The organism is Sulfitobacter donghicola DSW-25 = KCTC 12864 = JCM 14565 (assembly GCF_000622405.1).
Taxonomy (GTDB): Bacteria; Pseudomonadota; Alphaproteobacteria; order Rhodobacterales; family Rhodobacteraceae; genus Sulfitobacter; species Sulfitobacter donghicola.
Genome location: NZ_JASF01000005.1, coordinates 2244700 through 2257846, shown reverse-complemented (window position 1 = coordinate 2257846; position 13147 = coordinate 2244700). Strand labels below are relative to the sequence as shown.

Sequence of the window (13147 nt, the reverse complement as noted above, 5' to 3'; positions counted from 1 at the left end):
GCGCGCACCGAAAGAAACAAACGAAAGGCCTAAATCATGCCCGCAAAACTTAGCAAAATTGTCCTCACTGGCGCTGCTGGTCGTCTGGGATCATACCTGCGCGAACCTCTGTCAAAACTATGCGATGAACTGGTCTCAACAGACATCAAAGAACAGCCTGGTACATTGTATGAAGGCGAAACCTATATGCAGGCGGACCTTGCCAGCTTTGACGAGATGAACGCCGTTATTGAGGGCGCCGAAATGGTGGTCCACATGGGCGCCTTTGTGGACGAAGGCCCCTTTGAGCAGCTGCTTGGCCCGAATTTTGTAGGGTCCTATAACATCTGGGAAGCCGCATCGCGCCATGGTGTGCGCCGTGTTGTCTATGGCTCGTCCATCCACGCGGTTGGTATGTATCCAAAGAATGAATTCATCGACACCGAAGTCGCCCACCGCCCTGACACGTTCTATGGTTTGGCCAAATGCTTTACCGAAGATCTGGGCCGGATGTATTGGGAAAAGCGCGGCCTAGAAAGCGTTCACATGCGGATTTTGTCCTGTGCACAGGTGAATAACGCCCGCGCCTTGGGATCATGGCTTAGCTATGATGACCTGATCCAGCTGGTCACGCGCTGCATCGAAACACCTGTCACAGGCTTTGCCGTGATTTACGGCGTCAGCAACAACGACCGCGCGCCCGTGGACAATGCCAAGGCCAGCTTCCTCGGCTATCGCCCCACCGATAACGCGGAACAATTCGCCGAAGAGGTTCTCGCCAACGAGCCTCCAATGGACCCGCATGATCCCAACCACATGTGCCACGGCGGCCCCTTTGCAGGGGTCGAGCTGGGCAATTCCGGTTTGGCAGGCATGAACGTCATCGACGACACCAAGAAAAGCTAAATCTATCGGCTGGCCGCAAGGATACCCGTTGCGGCCAGCCCCCTCCCCCCTCGACGACAGGCAACTGATCGAACAGTGGCAATTTGGCGCCTAAGATATAGGCGAATAGCTATGGCCATTGCGGCGATCTTCGTTAGGTTTCCAGATAGCTACGGAGACCGCCATGTTGCTCAGCGTCAAGTCCCTCAAGAAATCCTATTCAACCGCGCAGGGGAATGTTCCGGTCCTTAAAGGGATCGACATGCATGTGAATGCTGGGGATACCCTTGCCCTAACAGGGGAAAGCGGATCAGGCAAAAGCACGCTTTTACACCTGATCGGCGGGTTGGATTTGGCCGATGAGGGGCAAATTATTCTCGATGGACGCGATGTCACCCATCTGGACGATGCAGGCCGCGCGGCCCTTAGACGGCATAGCATTGGCATTATCTTTCAACAGTTCAACCTCATCCCCTCCTTGGATGTTGCCGCAAATATCGCCTTTCAGGCGCGTCTTTCTGGTGTCTACAACCCCGCCGAAGCGGCCAAGCTTGCTGCGGCATTGGGGCTTGGCGATCAGCTGTCAAAATACCCCGATCAACTATCAGGAGGGCAGCAGCAGCGGGTGGCCATCGCACGGGCGCTGGCGGTAAAGCCGAAATTGATCCTAGCGGACGAGCCTACAGGGAATCTGGACGAAGACACCGCAAGTGACGTTATGGCGCAAATGCTATCGTTGGTCGCCCAGACGGGTGCCGCTTTGGTCATGGTGACCCATTCGCCAAGGTTGGCAGGGCAGATGTCACGCCAGTTGAACCTGCGCCAAGGGTTGCTTGCGTGATTGCCGCAGGCCTCTCTGCGTTGTGGTCGCATTGGCGGCGCAACCCGTTGCAATTGTTCACCTTGATCGCTGGGCTGGCCTTGGCGACGGCCTTGTGGTCGGGGGTGCAGGCCATCAATGCCGAAGCCCGCGCCAGCTATGATGCGGCTGCTGCAACTTTGGGCGAAGGCCAATACGATCAACTGGTGCCAACCTCTGGCGCCACCATCCCCAATGAGACCTTTGTTGCGTTACGCCGCGCGGGTTGGCTGGTTAGTCCTGTTGTCGAGGGTCACCTTTCGATTGAGGGGGTGCAGATCAGGCTGGTCGGGATTGATCCGCTAACCGCCCCCAGCGGGCTGGGGCCTGCTAGCACAGGCGATGATGACGCGCAGCTTGCCACGGTTTTGCAAACCCGACCCGTCTTTGCCGCGCCAGCTGTCGCCGATCTTCTGGAAGGGCACATTGATGCAGAAATCCGAACCACCCCCGAGGTCGCGCCAGACACTGCCCTGACGGACATTTCAATTGCTCAGGAATTGCTGGGGGCAAAAGGCACTCTAAACCGTTTGATTATTGCCCCCGCTCAACCTGTCGGGCGGCCGCCCCTACAGCAGATCGCCCCTGAACTGGAACGCATCGTTGCACAAGGCGGATCAGATGTTGGCCGCCTAACCGATAGTTTCCACCTCAACCTGACGGCCTTTGGATTGCTCAGCTTTGCGGTCGGCATTTTCATCGTACATGGCGCGATTGGATTGGCGTTTGAGCAGCGCCGCGCCATGGTGCGCACGCTGCGCGCCCTTGGCATGCCCCTGATTACGCTGATCTTTCTTATGGCGGCTGAGCTTTTGCTCCTCGCGCTGATCGGCGGGGTTTTGGGCGTTTTCATCGGATATCTGATTGCAGCCAGCCTGTTGCCCGATGTCGCAGCCACGCTAAAGGGGCTCTATGGGGCGGACGTGTCAGGCGCGTTGCAGTTTCGGGCCTCATGGTGGCTATCGGGTTTGGCTATTTCCGTTTTTGGCACAACCATCGCCGCCGCTGGCGCGTTGGTCTCGGTTGCGCGTATGCCGCTGCTGGCCAGCGCCCAACCCCGCGCATGGGCAACGGCGCGGGGAAAGGTGCGTCTGGTTCAAATGGGGGCAAGTGCCGCCTTGCTGGCCATGGCTGGATTACTCGCGGTTTGGGGCCAAGGGCTCATCATGGGATTTGGCCTATTGGCCTGCCTTTTGGTTGGCGCAGCACTTGTGCTACCGCTCTTTCTTGGCGGTGTACTGGCATTTGCCGAAAAACGCGCCAAAGGGGTTACTGCGCAGTGGTTTTGGGCCGACACGCGCCAACAGCTGTCAGGCCTTAGCCTTGCCTTGATGGCGCTGTTGCTGGCCATGGCTGCCAATGTGGGCGTTTCGACCATGGTGTCCAGCTTTCGCCTGACCTTTACGGGCTTTCTGGATCAGCGCCTTGCCTCTGAGTTATACGTCAGCACCGAAAGCACCGATCAGGCCCGCGATTTTGAAACCTACATAAAAAATCACACGTCCGAAATCCTGCCTCTCCTGTCAACTGATGCTGAATTGGCTGGCCTTCCCGCCGAGATCTATGGCGCGCGCGTTGGCAGGACGTATCGGGAAAACTGGACCTTGCTGGCCAGCTCGGCACAGGTTTGGGAGCGTGTCGCGAACGGCGAGGCGGTATTGGTTAACGAACAACTGGCCAGAAGAGCCCGCCTTTGGGTTGGTGATAGATTAGCCCTTTCAGCAGAGCATAGCCTGCCGATCGCAGGTGTGTTTGGCGATTACGGCAACCCGATTGGAAAAGCGATCGTTTCCGAGCCCCTGTTCAAGCGGCTTTACCCCCTTATCCAAGCAACGCGATTTGGCCTGCGCACTGATGATCCGTTAGGCTTGCGCGCGCAGTTGATCAACGATTTTGGCCTATCAGAGCAAAGCATCACAGATCAGGCGCAGATAAAATCCTTTTCCCTATCCGTGTTCGAACGCACCTTTACCGTCACCGCGGCCCTCAACGTGCTCACCCTTAGCGTCGCTGGCTTTGCCATATTTATGAGCCTGCTCACCCTTGCGGGTATGCGCCTGCCCCAGCTTGCGCCTGCTTGGGCCTTGGGCCTCACGCGCAGTCGTTTGGGCCAGCTCGAGCTGATCCGCGCGGTTGTATTGGCCACCCTCACCGCCGCAATGGCGCTGCCGCTGGGGCTTGCGCTGGCATGGGTGCTGTTGGCGGTGGTCAATGTCGAAGCCTTTGGCTGGCGCTTGCCGATGTTCTTCTTTCCCCAAGACTACGCGCTGCTGGGGCTGTTTGCCCTTGCCGCGGCCCTGATCGCAGCTGCGTGGCCTGCCCGCCGTTTGGCCCGAACCCCGCCTGCGGATCTGTTAAAGGTATTTGCCAATGAACGCTAAAGCCCTTTGGACCGCAGCTTTCCTTTTGCTCACCAGCCCTTCCCTTTTGGCCGCTCAAGGGTTTGCAGGCATGGGCAGCGACGCCGAGGGCTTTAATACCCCTAGCCCTGATACCGCGCTGGTCTTTCCTGCCGATCATGGCCCCCACCCCGATTACCGCATCGAATGGTGGTATCTAACGGCCAATATGAAAGGCCCCGATGGGACAGCATACGGGTTGCAATGGACCCTGTTTCGCTCTGCCCTTGCTCCTTTTGCGACAGAGGGCTGGGACAGCCCGCAAATCTGGTTTGGCAATGCCGCCGTTACCACCCCGACAAACCACTACACCGCCGAAAGGTTCGCCCGTGGCGGCACGGGGCAGGCAGGCGTCACCGCCACGCCATTTGAGGCGTGGATTGACGAATGGCACATGCGCGGCGCGGATTGGGGCGCCCTCTCCCTCAGCGCGGCTGGCACGGCCTTTCGCTATGACATCCAGCTCAAGGCCAAGGGCCCGTTGGTTTTGCATGGTGACAGCGGCTATTCTGTGAAATCCAGCCAAGGACAAGCCAGCTATTACTACTCCCAACCGTTCTTTGACCTATCTGGCACGTTGGACCTGCCCGAGGGGACTATCCCCGTCACGGGAACCGCATGGCTGGACCGCGAATGGTCTTCGCAGCCTTTGGCATCGGATCAAACGGGGTGGGATTGGTTTTCACTGTCTTTTGAGAGCGGCGACAAGCTGATGGGGTTTCGGCTGCGCCAAGCCGACGGCAGCTACTACACGTCGGGGACTTGGATCACGAAAGCAGGCGGTGCAACGCCAATCCCCAACGGCCGATTTGATGCAACGCCTTTGGAAACATCCGATGTAAACGGCGTGGCCATTCCAACAGGTTGGCAGGTTGTCGTTCCCGACTATGGCGTAGATGTCAGCGTGCAGGCCAGTAATGCCCAAGCATGGATGGATATGGCCGTCCCCTATTGGGAAGGGCCTGTTCGGGTCACAGGCAGCCATGACGGCATCGGCTATCTTGAGATGACGGGTTACGAGCAGGAATAACGCGCTAGAGATCCACCTCGATCACACCATCGGGTTGGGCTGCGCGGGATTGGCACAGGATCACCCCTGTCTCGCGCTGCGCTTTGGAGAGCACAAAATCGCGATGCTCAACCTCCCCCGAGATCAGCCCGCATTTACACACACCACACAGGCCATCGCTGCATTTTACATCTAGGTGAACGCCATTCTCTGCCAAAACATCCGTTGCAGCGCGATCTGCTGGCACCAGCAGGTCACGACCTGATTTAGCCAGCCGCAAGGTGAAGGCATGGTTTTCATAGTCAGGCGTTTCTGGAACCGTGAAATATTCAAGGTGCCGCGCCTCTTCGGGGATGCCAGCCTTTGCGGCGGCATCCAGAACGGCGGTCATATAGGCCTCGGCTCCGCAGGTATAAACATGGGTGCCCTCTGGCGCAGATCGAAACACCTGATCCAGATCAGCGCGGCTGCCTTCGTCGGAAACATGCAGATGCACATGCGCGGCCCAGTCAAACCCTGCCAGATCGTCCACCAGCGCCATCGCGCTGCGCGAACGGCCTGAATAATGCAGCGCAAAGCTTTGACCTTTGGCGTGTAGCTCATGCGCCATGGCAATCATCGGGGTAATCCCGATGCCGCCCCCCATCAGAATTGAGTGACGTGCCCCAGCATCCAAGGCAAAGTGGTTGATCGGATGCGAAATAAAAATGCGCCGCCCCGTCTGGAAAATGCGCTGCATCATTTTAGAGCCCCCGCGCCCGTCTTCTTCGCGCAGGACCGCGATTTGATAGCGGCTTCGATCCGCAGGATCGCCTGACATTGAATACTGGCGCAAGAATTCAGGCGTTACAACGATGTCCAGATGCGCGCCCGCTTGCCATTCCGGCAGGTCGGACCCGTCGATGGCGCGAAACTCATATTTGATGACACCCTCGGCAGCATGTTCCACCTTTGATACTTCAACTTGAATAACAGGGCTGTCCCCATCGGCCGTATAGATATGGGCGACTTGGTCGATTGTTCCGGCTGTCAAATGGGCCTTATATTCTTCGGCAGTGACCAGCGCTTGATACGCTTCAATGCCCGCCTCGCGGTCCATCGGATAGGGATAAGGGTACGGCGGGGGCGCAAGCGGCGCGGGATAAACCGCCAGCGTCTGATCCTCGTATTTCAGCGCTAGCCCCTTTTGCAACGACCGCTCATTCACCGGATTTTTGGCGGCAAGATAGCCGCCGTTTTCATCCAGCTCTAAATCCCACCACCACTTTTTGACAGGGTTCAGCCCACCATTGCCCAGCGCATCGTCCAGCTTGGCCAGAACTGGCGCAGCCGCGGGCAGGTTCATTGCCGCCCAGCGGAACGGTTTTTCGGCAAACAGCCCTTCCAAATTCCACGGACATGTTTTCATACAGCGCCCGCACATCGCCCCACCCGGTGTGGTGATGCGGTAGGTTGCGCATTTCTGGCTGTCGGATTTCCAGATCTCATAGCCGTTGAACATCAGCTTTGGCCCAGCGGTGATCGCACCCGAAGGACATTCACGCGCGCATTTATTGCAGCTTTCGCAGAACTTTTGCAGGCCGAAATCAATCGGTTTGTCATGCACCATCGGCAGGTCCGTTGTGACCACCCCAGACTTCAGACGCGGCCCCAGAAAAGGGTTCAGGATCACTTCGCCAATGCGGCTGACCTCACCCAAACCTGACAGCAACAACAGCGGCGGTTGCAAAACCTCGCCATCCAGAACCGTATGCGCCTTGGCACTATAGCCCAGATTTCGGATTTGCTGGGCGATCACGCCCCCCAGCAGGGAAAACCGCAGATAGGCGCGCATGGATTGCGCAACACTGATCCAGTCATCTCCGCTGGCGCCTTCCATTGTTTCATAGCCCTGATCGATGATCATGCTGATCGCTTGGTCGTGGCGCGGAACCAACACGTCGCCACGGGCGTCATGGCTATACCATGTCCAATCAGGACAGGCCGAAACCCCCACCGCATCGCACCCCAGCCAATAGGCTGTCGCCTTGACCAAATCTGCAGCCTCTTGCGGTGCGATTTCTTGCTTTTCCCGAGCGGGTTCACCGTCTTGCAATAAAACAAACGCACCAAGCGCGCGGCGCTGTGCCATCGAAGGCGCCGCCTTGCGCGCGTAATACCCACCACCCGCGCCCTTCTGCAGAGGCTTTCCCATATCGCCAAACTGCGCGCGCGCGAACATATCGGCGCGTTTAGGAACACGTGCCACCCGCGCCGCGTCTATATAGGTGGTTGGTTCATCAACCCTTTTGAGCGTTTCAAACGGATGCGCGCCGTCAACAAATCGTCGGTTTTCATATGGAACCGCATTTGCGGCATTGCGTTCGAACCTGCCACCAAACCGCCATTTGCGGCCAAAAGCGGAGGCAGGTTGTTGCGCCATTTCAGCCAAAGGTAAATCCGTGGCAACAGCAAACGACGTCGTCACAGCGGCCAAACCGAACCGCGTTCCAACATAAGGATGGTACAACGCGCCATCCTCAACGCTAGCCACCCCCGCAGCCACTGCCAACTGGTTCAAATCCACATCAGCATCCGCCACCGTATGCGCGCGCGCGTCATATCCCAACAGCCTGATGTATTCGGCAATCACAACCGCCGTTTCCGCCGCCAAAAGCCCAGCCCGATGGGCCTGCGCGCCCCTAAGCCAATCACCTCCACATTCATCCTGCTGAGGATCACGGGGGTTTTCATACATAAAAACAATAGCATGGCTATGCGTGCCTAACCCCGATTTGGAGGCATTCACAGAATCCCGCAGATCGGCCATGATCCCGTCAATTCCAGCCGCCAGTGTTTTGGTCTGACGGGTCTGCAACGCATTGACCAATCGCTGGACCGCAGGGTTTTGAAGCGGCGTTTCCAAAATAGAGCTCTGGGGCAGCAAACAGGTGCCAACCACCGCTGCATCCGAAAAATAACCGAACGCCTTCAGGTGATTTGCGCGCTCTTGCAGATCATCAGGGCAGGCAGCGGGCTGGGCATTCTTGTTCCCTTGGCGAATGGCATCCAACATCGCCTGATATTCCCCCATCGCATTAATTATGCTGCGCGGATCGTGATTGTTTTCAAATGAAAGCCCTTGGCGCTGCGGCACGTCTTTCAAGGGCGGCATGTCAGACCGTCGGGCCAGCAGCTCGCTGGGGAAAGGCCCTAGATGGATGGGCCTGTTCTTGTTTGAAAACAACCGCATAACTTCTCCCGATGCGTTCTGTTGGTGAACCTCTTTAGCATCCCCACCCAGAAAACAGCAGCTTCAATCTGCAATCTTGCCGACCAACGCGCCAGTTTCTATCGCAGGTATGAATTGCACCCGTAACACGGTAATCCTCAAGGACAGGCCCGATCCCGCTATGAGGGTGTTTTTCCCGAAAATAGGTAGCGCCATAGCCCCCCAGCCAATGCGTATTTCCAAGCTATAATCCTATGTTTGCCCCCCACAACAATCCCGCCAAAAACAGCACACCAATTGGGCGACGTCCAAGCTGCTTCTTGTAGAACGGGAAAAATCGACTTGAATTGGTTGCTGGGCTTTGACAAAGCACCGAGTGAATTCTTTCATCGGAATCCAGCACGACTAAAATTTTCTCGATTCTTGGAACTAAACCATGGCCATCAAACATCTCGTTACGCACTCAGGCGGTTTTCATGCTGATGAGCTGTTGTCATCTGTTATCCTTACTCGGCTTTTTCCTGATGCCACAATAATGCGAACGCGTGACAAAGAATGGATAAAACCTTCAGAAGAAAAGATAATCTATGATGTCGGCGGGGCTTTTAACGTCGAAGAGCAAATCTTTGACCATCATCAACGCCCAGGCCCTCTGCGGGAAGACGACCAGCCCTATAGTTCTTTTGGATTGATCTGGGCCCATTTTGGCCGCGACTATCTCGCTGCGATGGGCGTACCAGCCCAAGCCCATGACGAAATCCACAGCAAGTTTGACACAAAATTTGTCCTGCCCATTGATTTACTGGATAACGGCGCGATGGAGCCTTCCGTTGCGGGGCCTTTGTCCATTATGACCCTGCCGTCACTGCTGGGCAGTCTAAAACCCGTGTTTGATGACCCCTCTCCGACTGCCGATGACGACGCTTTTATGGCCGCGCTGCCAATCGCACGCAGCTTTGTCGAAGCGCAGATCCAGAATATGGCCGCCAAAGCGCGCGCAATGGGGATCGTTTTAGAGGCCATCACCAAGGCTGGTAGCTCTCCCATTCTGGAATTGCCAATGGGTATGCCTTACCGCTCGGCTTTGGACCAGATGGAGGCCGACCACATGTGGTTTGTCATCACCCCACGTGGCGACGACTGGACGCTCAACGGGATCAAACTATCTAATGACACCTTTGAGCAACGCGCCGACCTCCCCGCATCCTGGGCTGGATTAACCGATGAAGCGCTGGAATTAGCCTGCGGCGTAAAAGGGGCAACCTTCTGCCACAACGCCCGTTTTCTAGCTGTCGCCAATTCACGCGCAGCTATTCTGGAAATGGCAAACATCGCTGTAGAAGAAGCGAAAGAAGTTAAACAGCCAACATAAAGGCCCTGCTCCCTTGCCCCCCAAATCAATCACCTTAGGAGAGGTGCTCACCCGACGTTCTGCCGAAAACCCAAATCCTAGTATCGGCAGGAAAATAGGGGGCCACCTGAAGGCATTGATCGACAGCGCGTCGCTGGCTTGCATTTCTACGCTGGCCATCTGGTGGTTATTCGGGCAAGCGGATGTCGACACAATCACGGCTTTGCTCTTTTTCACGGCACAAACCCTCTTCTGGTGGTTTGTACTCCGCAGAGTAAGAAGACCGCGCGTTAAAAAATCTCATTTTTTGCTAGACAATGACCGACAGGGTTTCATGGCGGATCTTAGGCTGGACAAGAAATCAGTCGTCATTGATGGCAGCAATATTTACCATTTCGGGCACGACAACAAACTAGACGCCCAGCCGTTGGGCGAAATTGCCGCGCAACTGCGATCAGAAGGGTATCGCGTCATTTGTTTCTTTGATGCCAATATCTTCCACACCCTTGGCGGACATGGTGCTTTTCTGCGTGGCACACCGCATTCCGTGCCCCAGCTGGAAGACATTTTCGGCCTTCAGCGTGACGAGATTTATGTCGTCCCAAGTAGGGTTCAAGCGGATAAATACATACTAGAGTGCCTCAAATACATGCCAATATGTTTTGCTGTGACGAATGACAGGTTCCGCGATTACGCCAGCCAGTATCCGACGGTGATGCAAGATCACCTTTGGCGCAAAGGCGTGTCGATTTCAGACGGCAAAACCAAGCTGCAAAAACATAGCCCAAACAAACCTTGAGCTGCCCCTAGAGTTACAGACGCTTTCCTTACGTAATCTTCGCGCCAAAAGCCCGACATTCTGTAGCGGGCAAAAGCAAGGTACATCAAATTTCGCTGGAAAGGCCTTCGGCGACATTGGAGACCCGTGCCGCATCCGTTCCACCAATAAACACGTAGCCAACACCATTTTTGGTCCATGTTGCGGTCGCAAGGTTGTGAGATCGGGTTGTTTCAACCGCCCGGCCAGAATTGCTAGCGGCGACGATGCACAATGCAAATGGCGTTCCGTCTTCGGATAAATAGGCGATTTGCAGCAAAGGCGCGTCATCAATCGCAAGCAGTTGGGCGCGCTTGAACACCATCCCTGGCACGTCAGGAATAGCCTGAAGGGTAACGCCAGTTTCACGCTTCATTTGCGATAGGACAGCTTCGGTTTTTCCGGGGGCTTGCGCCCCCCCAGCCAGCGTGTCTGTCACATAAAGAGCCTGATAAGAGGCGACACGTTCCACCCAAGTTGGTGCAGGCTCAAGTAAGTGCATCGCAATCAGCCCAAACACAAAAGAGGCCGCAAGTGCCGTTGTGCGAATAAGTTGGGGTGCGATCCGACCAGATTGTGCTTTCTTCGCCAAGAGGTGCTCTGGGACCTTTGGCGCAGCAAGCCGACCCAGATCAAATGCATCTTTGATATCAAAGGCCTGAGCCTGCAATATTTTGATGCGATTTTCCAAATCCGGATCTGACTGCATAGCAAATGTGATCTCTTGCGCTAGATCGGCATCGGCCTGACCATCGGCAAACATCATGATTTCATCATCAGAAAACGGCTGGGAATATGTGTTCATTAGTCCGTCCTCTCTTGGTTTACATCTTCAGAAATGGTGCGCCGCGCCGTTGAAAGCCTGCTCATCACCGTGCCAATGGGGATATTTAACATGTCTGCAGCTTCGCGATAGCTCTGACCTTCGACATACACCAAAAACACGCATAACCGCTGCCCCTCTGGCAGGGCTTGTATCTTCTTTAACACCTGACGGGCAAAAATATTCGTTTCTACAGACGGAGCGTTATCTTCCAGCTCAGTACTCTCGACAGGCACCAGACCTTGTCCGTTGCGTAATTTCTCATGTCGCTTGTTATTCAGCCAAAGACGTCGTGCTATGGTGAATACCCAACGATCCAAATCTGTCCCGACCTCAAACTTACTGGCATGCAACAACGCACGTTCCGACGCGGCCTGCGCAAGATCATCGGCATCGGTGCGGTTTTTCGTAAGCACCAGACAAAACCGCCACAAAAGCGGGTAGAGCGCAGCCAAACCATCACCTACGGCTTTTTTTTGAGTTTTTCTTGATAGCCAGCGAATAACGGTGCTCCTCTGGGTGTTATTCCTATAGCCGCCCCAAAAAGCAGGCGGACTGAAACTTTACTGAAGGAACTCCAATGATAAAACTTAAATCCATTGCTGCCGCTATCACATTGTCGCTATTGGCAGGGGCAAGCTTTGCCGGTGGTCACGCAGAAAGCTGGACGGTTGATACAGAATTATCTGCTGTTTCGTTCGGATCTGTCAAAAATGACTATACTGGCGAAAGCCACACCATCAGCGATGTCACTGGAACGGTGGATGCAAATGGTGTTGTGTCCATTACCTTGGGTCTTGCATCTGTAGAAACCATGATCGACATCCGGAATGAGCGTATGAGGGAGATTGTTTTCGCAAATGCACCCACCGCGACCATTTCCGCTCAACTTGATATGGCTGAGATTTCTGCGCTGGCATCAGGTGACGCAAAAACCGTCGAAACCTCCGGCACGCTCAGCTTGCTTGGTACAGATACTGATTTGGATGCATCTTTCTTTGTGATGCGCCTGAGCGAAGATCAGGTTCTGGTAACAACCAACGGCATGATGATGCTGAGCATCGAAGACACAGCCTTCAACGCAAGTATCGACAAGATGCAGGAGCTGGCGAGCCTTGATTCAATCACCCGTGTCAGTCCTGTGACCATGCGTTTGCTTTTTAAGGCAGATCACTAAGCTTCCGGCAGGTGGCAGGGGCGTCTGAGCGCACTGCCACCTGAATGTCTGTGAGGTGCCCCTAGTTTCCTAGACCTGGACCTGTCCTGCTTTAGTGCCGCCCCAAGTGCTCGTTTAGGTCACTTTTCGCTCGAAGCGACCAGGCTTTTCCAGCCCAATGCTGAGTGACGGCGGCGTGGATTGTAAAACCCGTTGATGTATTCGAAGATCGCCATCTCAGCTTGTCGACTTGTTTCCCATGATCTTTGCCAAATCAGCTCGGCCTTGATGGTTTTGAAGAAGGTCTCGGCAGCTGCGTTGTCATAACAATTGCCTTTCCGTGACATCCACACCTTGAACCGATGCTTTCGCAGGATCTTCTGATAGTCGTGCGAACAATATTGGCTACCGTGATCCGTGTGGTGGATGGATCCTCTGGGTGGTTTCCGGAACGCGATGGCCATCTTCAACGCCTGGATCACGAGGTCACGCTTCATGCGGTTGCTCACAGCCCAGCCTATGACACGTCGGGAATGCAAATCCAGGATCACGGCTAGAGACAGCCAACCCTCTCGGGTCCAGACAAAGCTGGTGCCGCCGCCTATCCTGACAAAAAGGCGGGTGCGATACCAGTTGATGCTGGCACACTGTTCAAGTT

General features: G+C 55.5%; 11 protein-coding genes and 1 pseudogene. 7 read left to right on the top strand and 5 right to left on the bottom strand.

Annotated elements, in window-relative coordinates; all coding sequences use genetic code 11:
* Positions 1–36 precede the first annotated feature (36 nt).
* The 4 genes from Z948_RS0112275 (at position 37) to Z948_RS0112260 (ending at position 5152) form a co-directional block, all read left to right on the top strand.
* On the top strand, positions 37–885 hold the full coding sequence (locus Z948_RS0112275) for an NAD-dependent epimerase/dehydratase family protein (RefSeq protein WP_025059858.1): 849 nt from the start codon (positions 37–39) through the stop codon (positions 883–885).
* A 163-nt stretch (positions 886–1048) separates the two neighbouring features.
* A complete protein-coding gene (locus tag Z948_RS0112270) occupies positions 1049–1705 on the top strand; it encodes an ABC transporter ATP-binding protein (protein WP_025059857.1) in 657 nt (218 codons plus the stop codon).
* Positions 1702–4104 (top strand): ABC transporter permease, encoded by a 2403-nt coding sequence (locus tag Z948_RS0112265; RefSeq protein ID WP_025059856.1) that lies wholly within the window; start codon positions 1702–1704, stop codon positions 4102–4104. Before Z948_RS0112270 ends, Z948_RS0112265 begins: the two co-directional genes overlap by 4 nt.
* Positions 4094–5152 (top strand): lipocalin-like domain-containing protein, encoded by a 1059-nt coding sequence (locus Z948_RS0112260; protein WP_025059855.1) that lies wholly within the window; start codon positions 4094–4096, stop codon positions 5150–5152. The genes Z948_RS0112265 and Z948_RS0112260 overlap by 11 nt, the downstream gene beginning before the upstream one ends.
* Positions 5153–5156: 4 nt before the next feature.
* Here the strand turns inward: Z948_RS0112260 and Z948_RS0112255 are convergent, their stop codons facing one another.
* Both Z948_RS0112255 and Z948_RS18940 read right to left on the bottom strand, forming a co-directional pair.
* The gene (locus Z948_RS0112255) at positions 5157–8363 is read right to left on the bottom strand and encodes a reductive dehalogenase (protein WP_025059854.1); all 3207 of its coding nucleotides are present in this window, start codon (positions 8361–8363) and stop codon (positions 5157–5159) included.
* Positions 8364–8586: 223 nt separating this feature from the next.
* A complete protein-coding gene (locus tag Z948_RS18940) occupies positions 8587–8805 on the bottom strand; it encodes a hypothetical protein (RefSeq protein WP_162171766.1) in 219 nt (72 codons plus the stop codon).
* Here Z948_RS18940 and Z948_RS0112245 point away from each other — a divergent pair.
* Positions 8779–9714, top strand: coding sequence for an MYG1 family protein (locus Z948_RS0112245; protein WP_025059853.1), 936 nt, complete (start codon positions 8779–8781; stop codon positions 9712–9714). The genes Z948_RS18940 and Z948_RS0112245 overlap by 27 nt on opposite strands.
* A gap of 313 nt (positions 9715–10027) precedes the next feature.
* On the top strand, positions 10028–10492 hold the full coding sequence (locus tag Z948_RS18935; protein WP_156023532.1) for an NYN domain-containing protein: 465 nt from the start codon (positions 10028–10030) through the stop codon (positions 10490–10492).
* Between the two features lie 85 nt (positions 10493–10577).
* Here Z948_RS18935 and Z948_RS18495 read toward each other — a convergent pair whose 3' ends face one another.
* Positions 10578–11315: a hypothetical protein gene (locus Z948_RS18495; RefSeq protein WP_025059851.1), complete on the bottom strand. Its 738-nt coding sequence runs from the start codon at positions 11313–11315 to the stop codon at positions 10578–10580.
* Positions 11315–11788 (bottom strand): RNA polymerase sigma factor, encoded by a 474-nt coding sequence (locus tag Z948_RS0112230; RefSeq protein ID WP_025059850.1) that lies wholly within the window; start codon positions 11786–11788, stop codon positions 11315–11317. Before Z948_RS0112230 ends, Z948_RS18495 begins: the two co-directional genes overlap by 1 nt.
* A 125-nt stretch (positions 11789–11913) precedes the next feature.
* Between Z948_RS0112230 and Z948_RS0112225 the strand changes: the two genes are divergently transcribed.
* The gene (locus Z948_RS0112225) at positions 11914–12510 is read left to right on the top strand and encodes a YceI family protein (RefSeq protein WP_025059849.1); all 597 of its coding nucleotides are present in this window, start codon (positions 11914–11916) and stop codon (positions 12508–12510) included.
* Between the two features lie 119 nt (positions 12511–12629).
* Here the strand turns inward: Z948_RS0112225 and Z948_RS0112220 are convergent.
* Positions 12630–13088, bottom strand: a pseudogene (locus Z948_RS0112220) (IS3 family transposase); the annotation flags it as partial.
* Positions 13089–13147 lie beyond the last annotated feature (59 nt).